Genomic DNA, 19,904 nt, shown 5'->3' on the forward strand with positions numbered 1-19,904 from the left:
GATATTGAAACCAAACGCAAGGAGAGTAGGGTGTGGCGGGTCTGGATCCTGAAAACTGGGAAGAACTGAAAGCTCAGGGGCACCAGATGCTGGACGCAATGCTGGAGAGCATTCGCCACGTCTCTCAAGGTCCGGTCTGGCAGCCCATGCCAGATACCGTGCGTGAGAGTTTTAGAGCAGCTCCTTTGCCGGTTGCGGGGCAGGAGCTGGAGGCCCTTTACCAGCAGTTTACGGCTACGGTGCAGCCTTATGCAGTGGGGAACCGCCACCCTCGCTTTATGGGCTGGGTACATGGTGGGGGCACGGCGCAGGGCATGTTGGCCGAAATGCTGGCAGCAGGTCTGAACGCCAATCTGGGTGGGCGTGACCACGCGCCGGTTGAAGTGGAACGGATGGTTATCCGCTGGGCGGCGGATATGTTCGGTTTTCCACCAGATGCCACCGGCGTACTCGTGACCGGGTCCTCCATGGCTAACTTTATTGCCATCCTGACCGCTACGCGCAATGTGGCCAATGGGCAGGCTCTGCGGCAGCAGGGGGTTGGCGGGCGCAAGCTGGTTGGCTACGCGGGGGAGAGTGCGCACGGTTGCGTTGCCCGTGCGTTTGATATGGCAGGCCTTGGTGAGCAGGCGTTGCGTCGCGTGCCGCTTGATTCTGCATTCCGCATGGATATTGCGGCTCTCACACGTATGATCGCGCAGGACAAAGCCGCCGGGTATGAGCCGTTTCTGGTTGTTGGTACGGCGGGTACAGTGGATACGGGGAGTATCGACCCGCTGAACACGCTGGCGGATATAGCGGCGCAGGAAGGCCTCTGGTTCCATATGGATGGAGCCTTTGGGGCGCTGGCGCGCCTTGCGCCCGATCTTGCGCCATTGCTGGCGGGGTTGGAACGGGCCGATAGTCTGGCTTTTGATTTTCATAAATGGGCACAGGTGCCCTACGATGCGGGTTGTGTGCTGGTGCGCGAACCGGGCAGGCAGGCTGCGGCATTTGCGCAATCGCTCGCCTATCTCTCGCGCGAGGATAGGGGGCTTGCCGCCGGGGCACCGTGGTTCTGTGACTTGGGGCCAGACCTGTCACGCGGGTTCCGCGCGCTCAAGGTCTGGTTCGCTCTGGCCGGGTTCGGCACCCAAAAACTGGGGGATGTTGTAACGCAGTCCTGCACTTTGGCGCGTTATCTGGCGCAGCGTGTGCAGGATACGCCGCGGCTGGAACTGCTGGCCCCGGTTACGCTGAACATCGTGTGTTTTCGGGTTGTGGTGCCTGATGTGGATGATCTGGACTGGCTGAATGGTGAGCTGGTGAAGGATATGCAGGTCAGCGGCATTGTGGCGCCATCCACAACCCGGATCGGCGGTGTGTTGGCTATTCGCGCAGCTCTTGTAAACCATCGCACAACCGAGGTGGACATCAATATCCTGCTTGAGACCCTGAGTTCGTTTCTGGATGTGCGTCTGGCTCAGGTGCAGATGATCAAAGCGATGGAAGGTGTAGCGGGGGCCTAACCCCGCTGGCCTCGCCTGCGGGAGCGCTTTTCATCAAACAGGGCGGAGAGTGACTGGAGCATGGTTCCCCCCAGCTCCTCCGCATCGGTAATGGTGACTGCACGCTGGTAATAGCGTGTTACGTCGTGGCCAATGCCGATGGCTGTCAGTTCCACGGGGCTACGATTTTCGATCATGTGGATGACTTCCCGCAGGTGGTCCTCCAGATAAGAAGCAGGGTTGACCGAGAGTGTGCTGTCATCCACCGGAGCACCATCGGAAATAACCATCAGAATTTTGCGGGCTTCCGGGCGGCTTTTAAGCCTGCGCCAAGCCCAGAGCAGGGCTTCACCGTCAATATTTTCTTTCAAAAGCCCTTCGCGCAGCATCAGGCCCAAATTGGTGCGCGCACGCCGCCACGGCGTGTCCGCCCCTTTGTACACAATGTGCCGCAGATCATTCAGGCGACCGGGGTTTTCAGGCTTGTGGTTCTGCACCCAAAGCTCGCGGCTTTGTCCGCCTTTCCATGCGCGTGTGGTAAAGCCCAGAATTTCCACTTTTACGCCGCAGCGTTCCAGTGTGCGGGCTAGAATGTCCCCGCAGGATGCGGCAACAGAAATGGGCCGACCGCGCATGGACCCCGAATTGTCAATGAGAAGTGTGACAACGGTATCGCGGAACTCGGTATCTTTCTCCTGCTTGTAGGAGAGAGAAAGGCGGGGGTTAACCACAATGCGGGACAGGCGGCCAGCATCCAGCATCCCTTCCTCCAGGTCAAAGGACCAGGAGCGGGTCTGCTGCGCCATAAGACGCCGCTGGAGCCGGTTGGCTAGGCGGGAGACAACACCATGCAATGTGGCAAGTTGAAGGTCCAACTGGTGTCGCAAGCGGGAAAGTTCTTCCGGGTCGCACAGATCCTCGGCCAGAATTTCCTCATCAAACTGTGTTGTGTAGGGGTGGTAGCCCTTGGCGGTCTGACCGGCTTCTATGTCTTTACGGTTGCCGGGACCTGCGGCATCGCCCGTACCTTCTGCTGAACCAGATTCCTGCTCCACCTCGGGCGTATTGTCCGCAGTATCTGCGCTGCCCGCCATAAGCTGAGGTTCGGACACGGCGTCGGACTGGTCGGGGGCAGCTCCGGAGGTATCATCCTCCTGTTCGGGGGGCGGCGTTTCGTTATCGTCTTCGTTTGAGTCCGGTGCGCTGCCAGATTCGTCTTCTTCCTCCTCCTGATCGGAGAGGGAGTCATCATCTGTCAGTTCACAGGCGGCCAGCAGTTTGCGCGCTGCGCGGGAGTAGGCCTTCTGACTGTCCTGATCAGCGACCAGCGCGTCCAGCGCGTCCAGCGCGGTTTGTGGGAGTGTCTGCTTCCACTGGTCCATAATGGCGCGTGCGGACTCTGGTATGGGGTCACCAGTCAGTTTTTCCCGCGCCAGCAATTCCAACCCAACTACGGGGGAAAGCTGGGCCGCATCGGTCATACGGTCCAGCCCTGCGGAGCGGATTTCCTGCTCCAGACGGGTGCGCAGGTTGGCGGCAACGCCCTTCATATGGCGGGCGCCTACGGCTTCTACACGGGCCTGTTCCAGCGCATCATATACCTCGCGGGCAATGGTATCTGCTGGGCGGCGTGCTGCGTGCAGGTTAAAGTCATGGTGTTTCAGCCGGAGCGCCTGTGCATCGGCCGCGCCACGTAGGCGCTGCGCTTCCTCCTCGTTCAGGTTGAGGGATGGAGCAGACAGGCGGATTTTCTCACCTAGGCCGATCGGTGTCATGGGCATGTTGCCACTGTGGAAGGAGACGTCAGTCTCCTTCCGCCCACCAAGGGCGCGCAGTGTTGCCTCCGTTGCCTGTTTAAAGGCATCGGCCCGTTTTTCCGCCTCTTCGCGCGAGAGACGGACAGGTGAATTGCCTATGTCTTTTGCCTGATCAGCCATGACGCCCCCGGTCTGTTTTAGAATGTGCTCAGGTGGTGCGTTTGGGGAGGGGACTGCTGTTGAAGCAACGCTGGTAATATTCCGCCACCATGCCGCGCTCTGCCTCGTCACATTTATTCAGGAACGTAACGCGGAAGGCAAAGGTCAGATCCTTGAAGATCCGTTCATTTTCTGCCCAGGCAATAACCGAACGCGGAGACATGACAGTGGACAGATCGCCCGCCATAAAACCAGCCCGCGTTAACCCTGCCAGCGCAACCATGTTGTCAATTTTTTCACGCTCGGCCTTGTCATTTTCCCCAACGCCCAAGCGGGAGCAGACAATGCCCACTTCCTGTTGATGGGGCAGGTAGTTGAGGGAGGTGACAATGTTCCAGCGGTCCATCTGGCCTTGGTTGATCTGCTGCGTCCCGTGGTACAGGCCCGTTGTGTCACCCAACCCGACCGTATTGGCGGTGGAGAACAGGCGGAACCAAGGATTGGGCGTGATAACCCGGTTCTGGTCAAGCAGCGTCAGCTTGCCTTCCACTTCCAGAATACGCTGGATGACGAACATGACGTCCGGGCGGCCCGCATCGTATTCGTCAAACACAAGGGCGCAGGGGCGTTGCAGGCACCACGGAAGCAACCCTTCCTGAAATTCGGTAACCTGCTGGCCATCCTTGACCACAATGGCGTCCTTGCCGACCAGATCAATACGGGAGACGTGGCTGTCCAGATTAATGCGGATGCACGGCCAGTTGAGGCGTGCGGCAACCTGCTCCACGTGGGAAGATTTACCAGTGCCATGAAAACCCTGCACCATAACGCGGCGGTTAAAGGCAAAGCCCGCCAGAATAGCCAGTGTTGTGTCGTGGTCGAACAGGTAAGCAGGGTCAATGGGAGGCACGTGGTCGGTGCGCAGGGAGAAGGCGGGAACCTTCATGTCGGAATCGATGCCGAATACATCGCGGACGCAGACTTCCACATCCGGTACGGAAACCGCCGAAATGGGCGGGAGATCAAGGGCTGCTGTCTGGGTGCTGGAGTCCGTCATGATTATCCGTCTGATCGTAAGTGGTTCAAAACAAAACCGGCATGGTGTGTGCGGGCAGGATACATGATCAGCCTGCTTTTTCGAGTTCTTCCGCCTGCAGGTGTGTCTTCACAACAGTGAAAGCAACGTTGATTTTTTTCAGACGTTCTTCCGCTGCAAGGTCGCCCTGATTGGTATCGGGGTGGTGTTTGCGTGCCAGCGCACGGTAATGCGCCTTGGCATCCGCTAGGGATACCGGCCAGTCCATACCCAGAATGGCCAGCGGCTCACGTAGATGGCCGGGCACCCGTGGTTCGGCCTGTGATCGGGCGCGTTCGGCACGTGCGCGGCGATTCTGCCCCAGTATGTCCAACGGATCCAGAATGTCTTCTTCATTGGGCATGGTGCGTTTGCCGGGGTTGGGGCCCTGCCCAAACGTCCATGTCGGGCGGTCCCAGCTCATATCGGCGCGCAGGTGGGCCTCAATCTGGCCGGGGGACATGCCTTTATAGTAGTCCCACCGCGCATTATATTCCCGTACGTGTTCCAGACAGAACCAATAATACTGGTTCAGGCTATCGCGGGAACGAGGCGCGCGGTATCCTGCCGGACTTGTGCAGTTCGGCATGTCGCAGCAGCGCTGCGGCGCGTCAGGATCAGGATCAAACGCGCGGGGACGGGTGTTCCTTCGCTTCATCATTCATCGTTATTTGCGTTGCAAATGCTTTGGTCGCAAGAGGTGAGTTGTCATATGACCAGTCTTTCAGAGTCCACAGCCTGTTCAGCGCCGGGTGTTACACGCGCCCAGAGGGTCCGCAAAGTGCTGGAAACTGCCCTTTTTCCCACAAGGTTGGACATACAGGACGAAAGTCATCGCCATGCCCACCATGTGGAGCAGACGCGCGGCCCACACGCTGGTGCGACCGAAACCCACTTCCGTCTTTATATTGTCTCTCCCACATTCGAGGGCATGAGTCGCGTAGCCCGCTCGCGAAAAGTGCATGAACTGCTGGCGGGGGAACTGGCCGATGGTCTGCACGCGTTAGCGCTCACGCTACGCACTCCAGCGGAAGAAGAGGCCGCCGCATGAGTGGCGGTGCGCTCAAGCGGCGATACCTGCTAGCTTTGGCCCCGCTGCTTTTTGCAGCCTGCGCAACCCCACAGCGTAACAATGGGGCGCAGCAGAATGAGGCCATCAGCCGGGTAGAGGCGTATTTCCGTACGGTTAACCTGCAAGGTGAACCGTTTATGCAAAAGTGGCCTAATGGTAGCACCGGGGGCGGGCTTATTACCTATAGGCCCGGCTATCTGGATATGCGCTTTACGGCTCCGCATGAGATGGAACTTAAAGCGTCTGGACGGTCGGCCGTCTTTACGGATGCGCAGAACGGGTCGGAAACGCATATAGGGTTGGGCCATAATGCACTGGGGCTGCTGCTGGGCAACCCCGTGCGTCTGTCTGACCCGGTTATGGTTACAGATGTGCAGCAGTTGCCGGGAGTGCTTCAAATATCTCTGACAAGGGCAGATAATCCTTCCCAAGGGTTGGTGACGCTCCGGTTCAGGGATGCAGGTGGCGCATTGACGCTACATGAAGTGCAGATACTGGACGAACGGCGCCAGCTTACGCGAATTCAACTGGACCCTGTGTAACGTCCACGGTGTTTACGGGGGCTGGTGTGCTGCCAAACACGGTGTGCCAAGCCGCCATCAGTGCCTGATCCAGGTCCTGCATGGTGGCTTTGACGCCCAGTTTTTCAAAGCTGGTTACGCCGTATTCCCGAATGCCACAGGGTACGATGCCGTCAAAATCCGGCAGGGCAGGGGCCAGATTAATGGCCACGCCATGCCAGCTTACCCAGCGGGAAACGCGGACGCCAATAGCCGCAATTTTTTCTTCCTGCCCCGTGTGCGGGTTGGTTATCCAAACACCTACCCGGCCTTCGCGCACTTCTCCCTTCAGGCCAAATGAAGCCAGCGCGGTAATAATCCATGTTTCCAGCGCCTGCACATAAGCGCGCAGGTCCCGCGCAGGTGTGTTGCCGTGGGCGCGTTGCAGGTCGAGCATAACATAGGCCGTGCGCTGGCCCGGCCCGTGGTAGGTCCATTGTCCGCCCCGGCCCGCATGGTAAGTGGGGTACCCAGCGGGGTTGAACAGGTCTTCCGCCCGGGCGGACGTGCCAGATGTGTAAAGCGGCGGATGTTCCAGCAGCCATACCCGCTCTGCGCTCTCTCCTGCTCGTATGGCTTTGGCAATCTGTTCCATTCTGCTTAGTGCCAAGGGGTAAGGCACCAATTTTTTGCTAATTTCCCATAAAATTTGTTCTTTGGTCATTGCCGCCTGCTTATGGTTCGGTTATAGGGCTTCCTATCACACGGTATCGCTTTTTTTGGTACCGTTTGTCACGTGCGGTCGTGGCGGAATGGTAGACGCGCAAGCTTGAGGTGCTTGTGGGGGAAACCTCGTGGAAGTTCGAGTCTTCTCGACCGCACCATTTTCTTTCATAACAATTTAAGCGTTATGGACGGCAAAAGGCTGAGGCCTTGAGCCGTTTTTTTTGCATTTGCACGTCATTTTTCTGCGAAATGGGACGGGTTTGACATATTCACGCCGTTCTTTTGCGGTTTGGTGCGATGTAGAAGCATGGTTACAGTTATGTAAAAAAGATCATGCCCACCGGCCACGGGTAAGGGCATAATGCTAGATAAGACTGGCAGTGCCTTTATCTTTTTTCGGCTTGTCCCAAGCACCGGGAGTTCCAACCCTGTGTTGGGGACATGTCGGTTTGAATGGTCTTAGGTTTAACTTGATTTAAAGGTGTTTTATTCGTGTCCAATCCCAAGCCTTTACGTAAAGCAGTCCTGCCAGTTGCGGGGCTGGGAACGCGCTTTTTGCCCGCCACCAAGGCGATGCCAAAAGAAATGCTTCCGGTCGTGGATAAACCTCTTATTCAATATGCCATTGATGAAGCACGGGCCGCAGGGATTGAGGAATTCTGCCTGATTACCGGCCGCGGAAAAGATTCCCTGATCGATTATTTTGATATTGCCTACGAGCTGGAAAGCACGCTCAAGGAACGTAACAAGGTGGATTGCCTGGAAGCGCTGGAACCCAGCAGCATTCAGGCCGGGTCTCTTATCGCCGTGCGTCAGCAGGAACCACTTGGGTTGGGGCACGCCATTTGGTGCGCGCGGTCCTTTATTGGGGACGACCCGTTCGCCATTCTGCTGCCTGACGATATGGTGATGTCGCAGAAAGGCTGCCTGAAGCAGCTGGCAGACGCTTACTACGAAACTGGGGGCAACGTAGTGGCCGTGTCCGAAGTGCCGCGCGAGCACACCAACCGCTATGGTATTCTGGCCACAGGCAAGGATGATGGGCGTTTGGTTGAAGTGAAGGGACTGGTTGAAAAGCCCAAGCCCGAAGATGCACCGTCCAACCTCTCCATTATCGGGCGCTACATTTTGACACCTGATGTCATGCCGCACCTCTCCAAGCTGGAAAAAGGTGCCGGGGGTGAAGTGCAGTTGACGGATGCCATGGCTAAGACCATCGGCCATGTGCCGTTTTTTGGTCTGCGCTACGAAGGTACGCGTTATGACTGCGGTAACAAGCTTGGCTTCCTTGAAGCGCAGGTTGCCTTTGCGCTGGAACGCCCGGAACTGGCTGATGGGGTGCGTGAGTTCCTTAAAAAGTATACCGAACAGAATTAATGTCTTTTGTTCATGGCTTTGATGCCACCAGTCTGCGCGAATACGATATTCGCGGCATCGTCGGCAAAACACTAACTGCCGACGATGCGTTCGCCATTGGCCGTACCTTTGGTAGTTTGGTGCGCCGTAATGGCGGTAAAACACTGGTGGTTGGGTATGATGGCCGCCTGTCTTCGCCCATGCTGGAAGACGCACTTATAAAAGGTGCTCTGGAGTGTGGGCTGGATATTACGCGCGTTGGGTGCGGGCCATCCCCCATGCTGTACTACGCATCTGCCACGTTGAATGCCGATGGGGCTATTATGGTGACGGGTAGCCACAACCCGCCCAATTACAATGGCTTTAAAATGGTGCTGGCGGGCAAGCCGTTCTTTGGCGCCCAGATTCGTGAACTGGGAGAACTGTCAGCCAAAGGGGATGTGGTCCCGGCTAAAAAAGGGACTATTCGCACGCTTGATGTGCGGGACAAATACGTCAAGCGCCTTGTTAAGGATTACGACGGTGGCGCGCGTAAGCTCAAAATTATCTGGGATAACGGCAACAGTGCCGCTGGCCAGATTTTGGAAAAGCTGGTGGCCGTACTGCCGGGCGAGCACATTGTGCTGAACGCTGCCATTGACGGTACATTCCCAGCCCATCACCCTGACCCAACGGTTGCCAAAAACCTTGAGCAGCTCATTGCCGCCGTCAAAGACAACCATGCGGACATTGGCATCGCTTTTGACGGGGATGCCGATCGTATTGGTCTGGTGGACAATAAGGGCGAGATTCTGTGGGGGGATCAGCTTCTCGTTCTGCTGGCGCGCGATGTGCTTAAAAGCCATTCAGGCGCCACCATTATTGCCGATGTAAAGGCCAGTCAGACCCTGTTTGATGAGGTGGCACGCGCAGGCGGTAAGCCGCTCATGTGGCGCACAGGCCATTCGCTCATCAAATCCAAAATGGCGGAAACCGGCTCCCCACTGGCAGGGGAAATGTCGGGCCATATTTTCTTTGCGGATAAATGGTTCGGGTTTGACGATGCGCTTTACGCGGCTGTGCGTGTGCTCGGCATTGTTGCCCGGTCGCATGAACCGCTCTCTGCTTTTCGTGAGGCATTGCCCGTCTCGTTGTCCACGCCGGAAGTGCGCTTTGACTGTGACGATCATCGCAAGTTCAAGGTGATTGAAGATGTGGCCGAACGTCTGCGCAAGGATGGCGCGGATGTGTCTGAAATTGACGGGGTGCGTGTTCATACAGCGGATGGCTGGTGGCTGTTGCGCGCATCCAACACGCAGGCCGTATTGGTTGCGCGTGCAGAAGGCCGGGATAAGGCCGGGCTGGAACGCCTGAAAGGTGCTTTGGTAAAGCAGCTTGAGTTGTCTGGACTCGCTAAGCCGGATTTTTCAGGCAACAACGCGGGTCACTAAATTTCTGTTTGCAGCTTGTCTGGTGCATACGGCCCGCTTAAAGCGGGCCGTATGTTTTTTGCAGGGCAGAATGTTGTTTCCGCCCTGACTGGATAATCTTTTGCATTTTAATGCGGCAGGGATTTCTGATATAAAGTGTACCTATGTTGTCCTCTTTAACGGACCCCGCCGGAAGGCGGATTTCCTACCTCCGTATCTCTGTAACAGACAGGTGCGACATGCGGTGCGTGTACTGCATGTCCGAACACATGTCGTTTTTGCCGCGTGCGGATGTGTTGGATTTTGATGAGCTCTTACGCCTGAGCCGGGTGTTTGTGCGCCATGGGGTGCGCCGCTTGCGCATTACAGGTGGTGAGCCACTTGTGCGGCGGGATATTGGTTTTTTCTTCAAGGAACTGGGGTCATGGCTAAAACAGCCAGAGCAGTCCGGCCGATTGGATGAGCTAACGCTCACAACCAATGGCAGCCGCCTGGCCCAGTATGCGGACACTCTGGCGGAGGCTGGGGTCAAGCGTGTGAATGTTAGCCTTGATTCGCTGGATGAAGCGCGGTTTGCAAAGCTAACGCGGCGGGGCAAACTGGCCCTGACGTTGGAGGGCATACGCGCCGCCCGTGCGGCAGGTCTGGCCGTAAGGGTCAATACCGTAGCCATGGCCGGTGTGAATGACGATGAGTTTGATGCGCTGCTGGCGTGGTGTGGTGAAATTGGTGCCGATCTTTGCCTGATTGAAACCATGCCTATGGGGGAAACGGGCGAGGACCGTGTGGGGCAATACCTCTCGCTGGATGTGGTTCGTCAGAGTCTTTCTCAGCGCTGGACTCTGGAGCCTCTGACTTATCAGACGGGTGGGCCGGCCCGTTATGTGCGGGTGGCGCAAACAGGCCAGCGTCTGGGTTTTATTACGCCCATGAGCCACAATTTCTGTGCAACATGTAACCGTGTGCGCCTTTCCTGCACTGGGCGGCTTTATACCTGCCTTGGGCAGGAAGATGGCGTGGACCTACGCCACCTCATGCGTGACGGTGCGACTGATGGCGCTCTGGAAGAGGCCATACAGTACGCCATAGCCCGCAAGCCTACAGGGCATAACTTTCTGCTGGATGCTCAAACAGGGGCCATATCAGGCCCACAAAGGCATATGAGTGTAACCGGGGGCTGACCTTTAACGTTTAGTCTGTTCGGTCTCCTGCTGAGCCAGAACGTCATGCAGTGAGTGCTCGAACTGTCCCGGTTGTAAGGGAACAGGTTGAGTCGGGGCAGGAGCCCAGCCAGACAAAACGGCCATATGCAGAGGCATGGAGAAGCTCTCTGTATCCGGTTTTTCCAATTCAGCGGCAGTTGCCGGGAATAACATCCGTGGAGCCAGATGGCGTGTGCGCTGGACGAGTGCATTTGTTTCTCCCGCAGCGCGCAGGTCAGCCATAAGAGCGCTCAGGGAACGGTAGCGTAGGTCCAGTTGCTCAGTATCAATAACGGGGAGGGCAAACCCGGCCCGCTGCATAAGCTGTGCACAGCTTTGCTGGGTAGGAAGCGGCGAGACATGGGGGGAAACACCATCACATAACGCGAGCTCCGTTGCCTCCAGAGCTGTACGCAATGGGCGCAAAGTCGGCAGAATGGGCATACTGGCCAAAAATAGCCCGTCAGGGCGGAGCACATGCCGGATCTGGCTGAATACGCCTGGCAGGTCATTGGCCCAGTGTAAGGACAGGTTGGCAATGACCAGGTCAAAGCTATGTGGCGCAAATGGCAACCACTCCTCATCCGCGCACACGCGTAATCCACTTGCACGGGCTACTAGCTGGGGGGAGAGGTCCATGCTGACAGTACCAATGCCGCGTGCGGCAAGGCGCTGGCTGGTTATGCCGCGCCCGCCAATGTCCAACGCGCAGGAAAATGTCCGCGCCATGTCATCCAGACGATCGAGCAGAATATCAGTTGCCGCATCTAATACGGGGGTCACGCTATCCAGCGTCCGTGCGGCACGGTCCCTATGCTGTCTAACGGCTTTGCGGTCAAAAATAACAGGTGTATCCATACGTCAGATGTGCGCGTATCCACACTTTTTGCCAAGTTGCCTGCCATGACAAACCTGTGTTTGCGCTAAGGCGGCATATGACCGGAGGGCCGCGGTCCTTTTGGCAGTCGGCCCTACAGGTGCTTTACCCGCCAGCCTGCCTGCATTGTGGAGCGGAGGTGGTGCAGCACGGGACCGTATGTGCGACCTGTTTCCTTCATCTTCAATCCGTTGTCGCACCTTATTGTCAGGCCTGCGCCGTACCGCAGGTCAGCGTTGAAATGCTGGGGGCCGATGGGTTGTGTCCGGCATGTGAGCGGCATCACCCGGCATGGGGGAAGGCGCGTGCGGCTTTTGTGTATGAAAGCGTGGCAAGGGAGCTGATTCTAAAGCTTAAATATGCCGATAGAATCGACAATGCCTCGTTTCTTGCCCAGCATATGGTGCGCATAGGACAAGATATTCTGGTGGAAGACGCCCTTGTTGTGCCGGTGCCTGTGCATCGTTGGCGTCTGTTCAGGCGTCGCTACAATCAGGCGGCGTTGCTGGCGCATGGGGTGGCAAAGCTGGCAGGCTTGCGCTGCCAGCCAGATATGCTGGTCCGTGTCCGTCCTACTGCGCCATTGGCAGCTTTTTCGCGTCAGGCCCGGCAGGATGAAATGGCGCAGGCTATTACGCTGCGGGCTGCCCGCAAGCCAATGGTTTGTGGCCGGGATATTGTTGTGGTGGATGATCTGCTTACGACTGGGGCCACAGCTACCGCATGTGCCAATGCATTGCTGCACGCTGGTGCGCGAAGCGTCAGTCTTCTTGTCGCAGGAGTGGTGCCTGCACGCCCAGATGTTGATATGGATATGCCAACATAGACACGGCGGGCCAACACCATAATATGGTCAGCTAAAGTGGATTGAACCGATAACCCATACTCAGCAAGGACAGTTTATGCCTGAAATTAAAATTTATACCCAGCCCGGTTGCCCATATTGCATGCGTGCAGTGGCTTTGCTGGAAAGCAAGAAGGTTCCGTTTACCGAGATTAACGCACCGCGCGGCACAGCAGAGCGCGATGAAGCCATAGCTCTTTCTGGTGGCCAGACAACGGTGCCGCAGACATTTTTGGATGGAAAGCCTCTGGGTGGGTGTGATGACCTGATGCGTCTTGAACGCACCGGGCAGTTAAATGGTATGCTGGGCCTGAGCTGACTTTTTGTCACAATTAAAAGGCCATATCAGGATAAGTTAACATGATCTGCTACCGTCTGCGTTGTGCCCACGACCATGTGTTTGAAGGCTGGTACAAGGACAGCAGTACGTTCGTCATGCTCCGGCAAAAGGGGCTTCTCAATTGTCCGGAGTGCGGCACGTCCGAGGTGGATCAGGCCCCTATGGCCCCGGCCATTGTTGGGCGCGGTCGTGCACGCCCTGTATCGGAAGAATCTGAGCAGGAGACGGAGGCCGATGCGGCTCCCGTTGCCCCAGTCGCGCCCTCTGGTCCGGCGGTCTTACCTGATGTTGTGCTGAGTGCCATGCGCGAGGTCAGGCGCACGGTTGAAGACAACTGCGAAAATGTGGGGCGGCGGTTTGCAGAAGAGGCCTTGCGCATTCATTATGGTGAGGCCCCTGAGCGCGGCATTTATGGCGAGATGTCTGAATCCCAGCGTGAAGAACTGGAAGAAGAAGGTGTCGCCTTCCAGAATATTCCCTGGGTGCGTGACACGGACAGTTGAATGTCTGGTCTGACCATATACAAATGGGGGTGGTGTGTAAGGGAGTGATCCCCCACATCCTTGAGGGCTGGATGGCCCGGAAGCCATACCGCTAGCCCGGTTGAGGGAGAAGCAGATATGAAAAGAGACAGAGCGTCAGGCATGGTATCTAAAGCCAAAAAGGGTGTGGCAGCCCTGCTGGCTGTTTTTCTGGCTGGTGCGCCTGCTGTGTCTCTGTCTGCTGAATCCTTATCGAATGAAAACACTTTAAGCGGGTACTGGCTGAGTCAGGACCATGATGGTGTTTTTAAAATAGATCGGTGTGGTCAGAATTTGTGCGGGCATCTGGTTGGCCTGCGCTACGAGGGGACAAATGTCCCACATGGGCATGACGGCAAGTCCGAATGTGACCTGCTCATGCTGACGGATTTCCGCCCTATGGGGGATGATAATAAAGGGCGCTGGGCCGGGCATATTCTGGACCCCGATACGGGGCATTTATACGATGCCCAGATATGGTCCAATCAGCCGGACGTTCTGAAGCTGCGTGGTTATCTGGGTCTGCCTATTTTTGGCGAAACCCAGACATGGACCCGCTATAATGGCCCACCTATGGGGCCTGTGTGCAAAATTCCCGACTCAGTTAAATAGCATCGGGTTAGGGGCTGGAGAAATGTGCTCTCCAGCCCGTTAAAACTTTTATAATCAGTATTTTGTAAACGCTGCGATGTAGTTGATCCCAAGGTCACGCGTTTCCTTCCAGCCCGTGGGGCCGGGCATCATGCCTGCAATGTCGATCATGCGTAGGCCTGCCGCTCGGGCATATTGACCCAGTTCGGATGGTTGGATGAACTTGCGCCATTCATGCGTTCCCACAGGGAGCAGGCGGAGAATATATTCCGCGCCAATTTTTCCCACGGCAAGGGACCGCAGGGTACGGTTCATGGTGGAAACAATGACCGTACCCTGCGGTCCTACAAGTTGGGCTAGCATGTCCATAAATGCCGCAGGATCAGTAACATGCTCAATAATTTCTAACGCGACCACGGCGTCAAACTGGCTGCCTTCGGCAACCAGATCTTCCGCGCTGCCATTGCGGTAGTGCAGAGGGCCTGCGTGTTCAGGAAGCGGGCAGGCAGCTAGGTGCTCTTTGGCTGCGGCAATGCCATTGGCCGAGGCATCCAGCCCCAGCACATCGTAGCCAGCTTTGGCCAGTGCTTCGCTCGCCAGCCCGGCGCCACATCCGATGTCCAGAATTTTTGCGCGGCGCGATGTGCGGCCACGTAACGGCAGGTGCCGGCAGGCCCAGTCTATGCGCAACGCATTCATGGCGTGCAGTGGGCGCATGGGACCAGAAGGATTCCACCATTGCTCCGCAAGGGCGCTAAACCGTGCGATTTCTTCATCAGAGACCGAAGAGGCCCCATGTGGGCTGGTGGCGTTCATGCAACAAATTCCTTTCCTGCTGGTCTCCCCGCTGGACGAAAGGGGGCCGGGAAGGTTATGTGACGCGCCTTGTAAAGCTGTGCAACCGTTCCTGTTCGTCTTTTCTGGCAGAGCTGGGGTCGAATTGGGGTTGGTGGCATGTTCTGCGGCTTGTCTGGTGGAGAATAAAGCTATGTCCGGTTCCGCACCCCGGATTGTCATGAAATTCGGCGGAACGTCTGTCGGCGACCTTGATCGTATTCGGGCCGTGGCCGAGCGCGTCAAAAAACAGAAAGACGCAGGATGTGATGTTCTGGTTGTCGTTTCCGCCATGGCGGGGGAGACAAACAGGCTCGTCGGCTTCTGTCAGTCTCTCTCTCCTTTGCATGATCCCAAGGAATACGATTCCATTGTGGCTACGGGAGAGCAGGTGACCAGTGGTCTGCTTGCCATTGCATTGCAGAAGCTGGGTGTGCCTTCCCGCTCGTTTGCCGGCTGGCAGGTGCCTATTCTAACCGATTCGGCGCATGGCAAAGCCAGCCTGGATACGATAGATGGCGCACGTCTGCTGGGCTGCATGGCCGAGGGCATGGTGCCGGTTGTGGCGGGCTTTCAGGGCGTTGCGCCAGATGGGCGTGTGTCCACTTTGGGGCGAGGTGGTTCGGATACGTCCGCTGTGGCGCTGGCTGCGGCCATTAAGGCGGACCGGTGTGACATCTACACGGATGTGGATGGCATTTACACAACCGACCCGCGTATTGTGCCGAAAGCGCGCAAGCTTGATAAAATTACCTATGAGGAAATGCTGGAACTGGCCTCGGTCGGCGCCAAGGTGCTGCAAACCCGCAGTGTAGGGCTTGCCATGCGTGAGGGTGTGCGGGTTCAGGTGCTTTCCAGCTTTGCGGATGGTCCGGCTGTTATGGAAGGGCATCTTCCCGGGTCTTTGGTGGTGGATGAGGACGAAATCGTGGAAAAGAAACTGGTTACCGGCATTGCCTACTCGCGTGATGAAGCCAAGCTGTCGGTTCGGCGTATTCCGGACCGTCCCGGCATTGCCGCAGCGATCTTTGGCCCGATGAGCGAAGCGCACGTGAACGTGGACATGATTGTGCAAAGCACTGGCGCGGACGGCACCACCAACATGACCTTCACAACCAGCAAGAGCGACCTGCCGCAGGCGATCAATGTGCTGGAAAGTGTTCGGGACTCCGTGCAGTACGAAGAACTGGCGACTGACCCGGATATTGTTAAGATCAGCGTTGTCGGCACGGGCATGCGTTCGCACGCTGGCGTGGCTAGCACCATGTTCCGCACTTTGTCTGAGCGGTCGATCAACATTCAGGCTATCTCTACCAGCGAGATCAAGATTTCTGTTCTGGTGGCGGCGGAATATGCAGAACTTGCCGTTCGTGCCCTCCATACCGCATACGGGCTGGACAATGTCTGAGCAAAACCAAGTGGTCACGCCGAGCGATGCCCCCACGGATGCGGAGCTGCAACGCGCCCGCAAGCGGCTGGATGCCCTGTGGCGGCGTGGAACCGAGTTTTTGGGGGCGCAGTATGCCATTCTTGGTGGCGCCATGTCCTGGGTCAGTGAGCGCAATCTGGTTTCGGCTATTTCCAACGCTGGTGGGTTTGGCGTCATTGCCTGCGGGGCAATGGAACCGGCCCGTCTGGCGGAGGAAATTCAGGCCACCCGCGCTCTGACGGACCGCCCCTTTGGCGTGAACCTGATTACCATGCACCCGCAGTTGAATGAGCTGGTGCAGGTCTGTCTGGATGCAGGCGTGGGGCACATTGTGCTGGCGGGTGGTATTCCCCCCGGCGCAGCCATCAAGGCCATTAAGGAGGGAGGGGCAAAGGTTATTGCGTTCTCTCCGGCTCTGGTGCTGGCCAAGCGTCTGGTCAAGATGGGCGTGGATGCGCTGGTGATTGAAGGCGCGGAAGCCGGTGGGCATGTTGGCCCGGTTTCGCTAACCGTTCTGGCGCAGGAAATTCTGCCACATATCCAGAGTGTTCCGGTTTTTGTTGCGGGCGGTCTGGGTCGGGGCGACGCTCTGGTATCCTACCTTGAGCAGGGAGCCTCCGGCGGGCAGTTGGGCACACGCTTTGCTGCGGCGGAAGAAAGCATCGCTCACGAAAAGTTCAAAAAAGCATTTGTGCGTGCCGCTGCGCGTGATGCCGTAACCTCCGTTCAGCTGGATGAACGTTTTCCGGTCATTCCCGTGCGTGCTCTTGGTAACGAGGGTGGGCGGCAGTTTGTCAGCCATCAGGCCGATGTGATCCGTCGTTTTCAGGCGGGGGAACTCACGCGGGAGGCTGCTCAGCTTGAAATCGAGCATTTCTGGGCTGGTGCGTTGCGCCGTGCCGTGATTGATGGCGATGTTGAGCAGGGGTCTGTTATGGCAGGCCAATCTGTTGGTATGGTAACATCTGTCCAGCCCGTGGCGCAGATTATTGAAGATCTGGTCGAGCAGGCTACTGTGGCACTGGTACGTCAACAACGTCGTATGGATGCGGATGGCTGAATACGCCCAAGGTTCTGATCAGGAGCAAGGTTCGCCTTTGCCCCCGCTGCCAGATGCTGCGGCTCTGGGGGTAGGCGAAGCTTTGCGTAAACGCCGGGAGCAGCTTGGCTGGGCAATTGAGGATGTTGCCGCCTGGCTGCGGATCCGTGGCGTTTATCTGGAAGCGTTGGAAAGCGGTAATGCCAGCGTTCTTCCCGCCGAGGTCTATGCACTAGGTTTTTTACGCACATATGGGCAGGCTCTGGGCTTTGACCCGGAGCAGTTGCTCAAGCTGTACCGTCAGGAGGGGCGGCTTGGGGTGCGCAAGCCAGAACTGGATTTTCCCGATCCTCCGCCTGACCGTCGTTTGCCGCCCTCTGTCAGTATTTCGTTGGGGCTAATTGTTATTCTGGCCAGTTATGTGGGGTGGTACTGTTTTGTTGGACATGCCCCGCCTGTGCCGGAAAGGGTGCCGCCTGTAGCGACCCTTATGCCCGGTGAGAGTGCAAAAAACGCACCGTCCCCACAGGTTGCTTCCATTCTGCCTGACCATAACATCGCACAGGTCCCAACCGTTCCTCCGACTGTTATTCCCTTAGCGCCCCCCGCACCACCAGAAGGGGGCGAGCCCCCATCGTCCGGCAATGCGGCCAGTGTTGCGGATGCCGGTGTTGCAAATGCAGGGGGAAGTACTGCACCAGTTGGTGCACCTTTGCCAGTGCCGCCGGCTCACAGTGAGCCGGATGCGGTTGTGCCCGCAGTGGATGCACCGCTTATGCTCAAGGCAGTCGCGCCAAGCTGGGTTCAGGTAAAGAACACCGCAGGCAAAGTGGTGTATGATCACATTCTGCAACCGGGTGATGTTTGGAGCGTGCCTGCCGATAACGGGCCTTACAGCCTTACTGTCGGGAATGCCGGTGGGATTGTACTGGCGCAGGGGGCGTTGACAACACCGCCTTTGGGACGGAATGGGGCCGTGCTGCGGCATATAGCCCTCACGCCAGATGTCATGCAGCAGGCTCAGGCTGGTGGGGTTAGCCCCACACCTGTAGCACCTGTTGTGCCTGCCGGATCAGCGCCGGGGGCTGCATCCTTACCAGTCAATGGTGCAAAGGACGTTGCGCCCGTTACCACTGAGGGTGGGCCGCCTGCACCGGCACCGGCACAGGCTGAGGCGGCTAAACCGCCGCCACGCGGCAATACACCCCCCGCCGAGCCGAGTGCGGACGACCTGAACGCCCGCCAGCTAAATGGGCTTGGCACGCATTGAATGGCTCTTTCCATGCTTTATGTATAGCCAACAGGGCTTGATTTTGGCAGGAAAGCAGCAAACTTAAAGCGGGAGACGCCGCAGCGCCGAAATGCGGCCCACCTCCCTCAACTGTCGTCTCGACAAAAGGATGTAAGATGAGCGGCTACCGGCCATACCAGCATATCGAGCGTCGGAAATCTCGGCAGATCCACGTCGGCAAGGTAGCCGTCGGTGGGGACGCCCCAATTTCCGTCCAGACCATGACCAATACGCTGACCAGCGACGCACAGGCGACCATTGAGCAGATTCGCCGGGCGGAACTGGCAGGCGTTGATATTGTTCGCGTGTCCTGCCCAGATGAGGACAGCACGAAGGCGCTTGCTGAAATTGTGAAGGAAGTGAACGTGCCCATCGTGGCGGACATTCACTTCCATTATAAACGGGCCATTGAGGCCGCCAAGGCCGGGGCTGCCTGCCTGCGCATTAATCCGGGCAACATTGGTAGTGCAGACCGTGTGCGCGAAGTGGTGCAGGCTGCCAAGGATTATGGCTGCTCCATTCGTATTGGCGTGAACGCAGGCTCGCTGGAAAAGCACCTGCTGGAAAAATATGGTGAGCCCAACCCCGAAGCTCTGGTGGAAAGTGCGCTCGAACACGCCAAAATTCTGGAAGATCATGACTTCCGTGAATTCAAGATCAGCGTAAAGGCGTCGGACGTGTTCATGGCAGTTGCGGCTTATCAGCAGCTTGCCGATGCGTGCGAGTATCCGCTGCACATTGGTATTACGGAAGCAGGCAGCAAGCGTGCTGGTACCGTCAAGTCTTCCATTGGTCTGGGCAATCTGCTGTGGGCTGGTGTGGGTGACACCATGCGTGTTTCGCTTTCTGCCGCACCGGAAGAAGAAGTGCTGGTGGGCTGGGATATTCTGAAGTCCCTTGGGCTGCGGCATCGTGGTGTTAAAATTATTTCCTGCCCGTCCTGCGCACGTCAGGGCTTTAACGTGGTGGAAACGGTCCAGACTCTTGAAGATCGTCTGGCCCATATCAAAACCCCGCTCACGCTTTCCATCATCGGGTGTGTGGTTAACGGACCGGGTGAAGCCCTTATGACGGATCTGGGTGTGACGGGTGGTGGTTCCGGCCGCCACATGGTCTATTCAGCCGGTAAGCAGGATCACACCGTGCCCGCAGGGGACATGATCAACCATGTTGTTGGTCTGGTGGAAGAACGCGTGGCGGCCATTGAGGCTGAAGAAGCGCGTGCCAAGCAGGAAGGGGCGGCCCCGGAACTGCCAGACATGGCCTCCGCCAATTAAAACTTGCATACCATCCGCCGCACGTAACCCGGCCTGTTCGGGGCGTGTGGCGGCTTTTTGTTCAGTACATTTCATATATCAGGACGCCAAAGCCCCTTGGGGTTGCCCGTCAATCAGG

The 19,904-nt window shown here is 57.4% G+C and carries 20 protein-coding genes and 1 tRNA gene; 15 read left to right on the forward strand and 6 right to left on the reverse strand.

All coding sequences use genetic code 11. The features are described from left to right. Window positions 1–32 precede the first annotated feature (32 nt). Window positions 33–1,508 (forward strand): pyridoxal phosphate-dependent decarboxylase family protein, encoded by a 1,476-nt coding sequence (locus tag AGA_RS07320; RefSeq protein WP_059023670.1) that lies wholly within the window; start codon window positions 33–35, stop codon window positions 1,506–1,508. Here AGA_RS07320 and cobT read toward each other — a convergent pair. From cobT to AGA_RS07335, 3 genes are all read right to left on the reverse strand, one after another. After that, window positions 1,505–3,424, reverse strand: coding sequence for a cobaltochelatase subunit CobT (gene cobT / locus AGA_RS07325; RefSeq protein WP_059023671.1), 1,920 nt, complete (start codon window positions 3,422–3,424; stop codon window positions 1,505–1,507). The genes AGA_RS07320 and cobT overlap by 4 nt on opposite strands. Before the next feature lie 28 nt (window positions 3,425–3,452). Next, a complete protein-coding gene (locus AGA_RS07330; RefSeq protein ID WP_059023672.1) occupies window positions 3,453–4,460 on the reverse strand; it encodes an AAA family ATPase in 1,008 nt (335 codons plus the stop codon). Window positions 4,461–4,527: 67 nt separating this feature from the next. Next, complete coding sequence (locus AGA_RS07335; RefSeq protein WP_083503579.1) at window positions 4,528–5,139, reverse strand: J domain-containing protein; 612 nt, start codon at window positions 5,137–5,139, stop codon at window positions 4,528–4,530. Window positions 5,140–5,190: 51 nt separating this feature from the next. Here AGA_RS07335 and AGA_RS07340 point away from each other — a divergent pair, with 51 nt between their 5' ends. Then, on the forward strand, window positions 5,191–5,529 hold the full coding sequence (locus AGA_RS07340; RefSeq protein ID WP_059023674.1) for a BolA family protein: 339 nt from the start codon (window positions 5,191–5,193) through the stop codon (window positions 5,527–5,529). After that, a complete protein-coding gene (locus AGA_RS07345; protein ID WP_059023675.1) occupies window positions 5,526–6,092 on the forward strand; it encodes a LolA family protein in 567 nt (188 codons plus the stop codon). The genes AGA_RS07340 and AGA_RS07345 overlap by 4 nt, the downstream gene beginning before the upstream one ends. On the opposite strand, the gene lipB is transcribed toward AGA_RS07345, so the two are convergent. Next, the gene (lipB, locus tag AGA_RS07350) at window positions 6,064–6,774 is read right to left on the reverse strand and encodes a lipoyl(octanoyl) transferase LipB (RefSeq protein WP_059023676.1); all 711 of its coding nucleotides are present in this window, start codon (window positions 6,772–6,774) and stop codon (window positions 6,064–6,066) included. The two genes, AGA_RS07345 and lipB, sit on opposite strands and share 29 nt — an antisense overlap. A 74-nt stretch (window positions 6,775–6,848) precedes the next feature. On the opposite strand from lipB, the gene AGA_RS07355 reads away from it, so the two are divergent. The 4 genes from AGA_RS07355 to moaA all read left to right on the forward strand — a co-directional run bounded on the left by AGA_RS07355 (window position 6,849) and on the right by moaA (window position 10,722). After that, window positions 6,849–6,934, forward strand: a tRNA-Leu gene (locus tag AGA_RS07355). A 334-nt stretch (window positions 6,935–7,268) separates the two neighbouring features. Continuing rightward, window positions 7,269–8,153 carry a UTP--glucose-1-phosphate uridylyltransferase GalU gene (gene galU / locus AGA_RS07360; protein ID WP_059023677.1) on the forward strand — a complete coding sequence of 295 codons (885 nt, stop codon included), beginning with the start codon at window positions 7,269–7,271 and terminating at the stop codon, window positions 8,151–8,153. Further along, window positions 8,153–9,562: a phosphoglucomutase/phosphomannomutase PgmG gene (pgmG, locus tag AGA_RS07365; protein WP_059023678.1), complete on the forward strand. Its 1,410-nt coding sequence runs from the start codon at window positions 8,153–8,155 to the stop codon at window positions 9,560–9,562. Before galU ends, pgmG begins: the two co-directional genes overlap by 1 nt. 143 nt (window positions 9,563–9,705) lie before the next feature. Next, a complete protein-coding gene (moaA, locus tag AGA_RS07370) occupies window positions 9,706–10,722 on the forward strand; it encodes a GTP 3',8-cyclase MoaA (RefSeq protein WP_059023679.1) in 1,017 nt (338 codons plus the stop codon). Window positions 10,723–10,725: 3 nt separating this feature from the next. On the opposite strand, the gene AGA_RS07375 is transcribed toward moaA, so the two are convergent. Continuing rightward, entirely contained in the window at window positions 10,726–11,601 is an 876-nt protein-coding gene (locus AGA_RS07375) for a methyltransferase domain-containing protein (RefSeq protein ID WP_059023680.1), read from the reverse strand. A 119-nt stretch (window positions 11,602–11,720) separates the two neighbouring features. On the opposite strand from AGA_RS07375, the gene AGA_RS07380 reads away from it, so the two are divergent. The 4 genes from AGA_RS07380 (at window position 11,721) to AGA_RS07395 (ending at window position 13,937) form a co-directional block, all read left to right on the forward strand. Beyond that, complete coding sequence (locus AGA_RS07380; protein WP_231945738.1) at window positions 11,721–12,446, forward strand: double zinc ribbon domain-containing protein; 726 nt, start codon at window positions 11,721–11,723, stop codon at window positions 12,444–12,446. A gap of 76 nt (window positions 12,447–12,522) precedes the next feature. After that, window positions 12,523–12,783 carry a glutaredoxin 3 gene (gene grxC, locus AGA_RS07385; protein WP_059023682.1) on the forward strand — a complete coding sequence of 87 codons (261 nt, stop codon included), beginning with the start codon at window positions 12,523–12,525 and terminating at the stop codon, window positions 12,781–12,783. A 41-nt stretch (window positions 12,784–12,824) separates the two neighbouring features. Beyond that, window positions 12,825–13,307: a DUF1178 family protein gene (locus tag AGA_RS07390; RefSeq protein ID WP_059023683.1), complete on the forward strand. Its 483-nt coding sequence runs from the start codon at window positions 12,825–12,827 to the stop codon at window positions 13,305–13,307. Between the two features lie 117 nt (window positions 13,308–13,424). Continuing rightward, on the forward strand, window positions 13,425–13,937 hold the full coding sequence (locus AGA_RS07395) for a DUF2147 domain-containing protein (RefSeq protein WP_059023684.1): 513 nt from the start codon (window positions 13,425–13,427) through the stop codon (window positions 13,935–13,937). Between the two features lie 54 nt (window positions 13,938–13,991). Here AGA_RS07395 and ubiG read toward each other — a convergent pair whose 3' ends face one another. Beyond that, a complete protein-coding gene (gene ubiG / locus AGA_RS07400) occupies window positions 13,992–14,732 on the reverse strand; it encodes a bifunctional 2-polyprenyl-6-hydroxyphenol methylase/3-demethylubiquinol 3-O-methyltransferase UbiG (protein WP_059023685.1) in 741 nt (246 codons plus the stop codon). A 172-nt stretch (window positions 14,733–14,904) separates the two neighbouring features. Between ubiG and AGA_RS07405 the strand changes: the two genes are divergently transcribed. The 4 genes from AGA_RS07405 to ispG all read left to right on the forward strand — a co-directional run bounded on the left by AGA_RS07405 (window position 14,905) and on the right by ispG (window position 19,786). Continuing rightward, window positions 14,905–16,158: an aspartate kinase gene (locus tag AGA_RS07405; protein WP_059023686.1), complete on the forward strand. Its 1,254-nt coding sequence runs from the start codon at window positions 14,905–14,907 to the stop codon at window positions 16,156–16,158. Then, window positions 16,151–17,239, forward strand: a complete 1,089-nt coding sequence (locus AGA_RS07410) for an NAD(P)H-dependent flavin oxidoreductase (protein WP_059023687.1) — start codon at window positions 16,151–16,153, stop codon at window positions 17,237–17,239. The genes AGA_RS07405 and AGA_RS07410 overlap by 8 nt, the downstream gene beginning before the upstream one ends. Further along, a complete protein-coding gene (locus tag AGA_RS07415; protein ID WP_172793727.1) occupies window positions 17,232–18,488 on the forward strand; it encodes a helix-turn-helix domain-containing protein in 1,257 nt (418 codons plus the stop codon). Before AGA_RS07410 ends, AGA_RS07415 begins: the two co-directional genes overlap by 8 nt. 137 nt (window positions 18,489–18,625) lie before the next feature. Further along, window positions 18,626–19,786, forward strand: coding sequence for a flavodoxin-dependent (E)-4-hydroxy-3-methylbut-2-enyl-diphosphate synthase (gene ispG, locus AGA_RS07420; protein ID WP_059023689.1), 1,161 nt, complete (start codon window positions 18,626–18,628; stop codon window positions 19,784–19,786). Window positions 19,787–19,904 lie beyond the last annotated feature (118 nt).

The sequence above is a fragment of the Acetobacter ghanensis genome, assembly GCF_001499675.1.
In the GTDB taxonomy this organism is placed as follows: domain Bacteria; phylum Pseudomonadota; class Alphaproteobacteria; order Acetobacterales; family Acetobacteraceae; genus Acetobacter; species Acetobacter ghanensis.

Excerpts from the sequence above, each read along its gene's own strand:
- cobT (WP_059023671.1), bottom strand. The coding sequence starts at position 3,424 with ATGGCTGATCAGGCAAAAGACATAGGCAATTCACCTGTCCGTCTCTCG.
- AGA_RS07330 (WP_059023672.1), bottom strand. The coding sequence starts at position 4,460 with ATGACGGACTCCAGCACCCAGACAGCAGCCCTTGATCTCCCGCCCATT.
- AGA_RS07335 (WP_083503579.1), bottom strand. The coding sequence starts at position 5,139 with ATGATGAAGCGAAGGAACACCCGTCCCCGCGCGTTTGATCCTGATCCT.
- AGA_RS07340 (WP_059023674.1), top strand. The coding sequence starts at position 5,191 with ATGACCAGTCTTTCAGAGTCCACAGCCTGTTCAGCGCCGGGTGTTACA.
- AGA_RS07345 (WP_059023675.1), top strand. The coding sequence starts at position 5,526 with ATGAGTGGCGGTGCGCTCAAGCGGCGATACCTGCTAGCTTTGGCCCCG.
- lipB (WP_059023676.1), bottom strand. The coding sequence starts at position 6,774 with ATGACCAAAGAACAAATTTTATGGGAAATTAGCAAAAAATTGGTGCCT.
- pgmG (WP_059023678.1), top strand. The coding sequence starts at position 8,153 with ATGTCTTTTGTTCATGGCTTTGATGCCACCAGTCTGCGCGAATACGAT.
- moaA (WP_059023679.1), top strand. The coding sequence starts at position 9,706 with ATGTTGTCCTCTTTAACGGACCCCGCCGGAAGGCGGATTTCCTACCTC.
- AGA_RS07375 (WP_059023680.1), bottom strand. The coding sequence starts at position 11,601 with ATGGATACACCTGTTATTTTTGACCGCAAAGCCGTTAGACAGCATAGG.
- grxC (WP_059023682.1), top strand. The coding sequence starts at position 12,523 with ATGCCTGAAATTAAAATTTATACCCAGCCCGGTTGCCCATATTGCATG.
- AGA_RS07390 (WP_059023683.1), top strand. The coding sequence starts at position 12,825 with ATGATCTGCTACCGTCTGCGTTGTGCCCACGACCATGTGTTTGAAGGC.
- AGA_RS07395 (WP_059023684.1), top strand. The coding sequence starts at position 13,425 with ATGAAAAGAGACAGAGCGTCAGGCATGGTATCTAAAGCCAAAAAGGGT.
- ubiG (WP_059023685.1), bottom strand. The coding sequence starts at position 14,732 with ATGAACGCCACCAGCCCACATGGGGCCTCTTCGGTCTCTGATGAAGAA.
- AGA_RS07405 (WP_059023686.1), top strand. The coding sequence starts at position 14,905 with ATGTCCGGTTCCGCACCCCGGATTGTCATGAAATTCGGCGGAACGTCT.
- AGA_RS07410 (WP_059023687.1), top strand. The coding sequence starts at position 16,151 with ATGTCTGAGCAAAACCAAGTGGTCACGCCGAGCGATGCCCCCACGGAT.
- AGA_RS07415 (WP_172793727.1), top strand. The coding sequence starts at position 17,232 with ATGGCTGAATACGCCCAAGGTTCTGATCAGGAGCAAGGTTCGCCTTTG.
- ispG (WP_059023689.1), top strand. The coding sequence starts at position 18,626 with ATGAGCGGCTACCGGCCATACCAGCATATCGAGCGTCGGAAATCTCGG.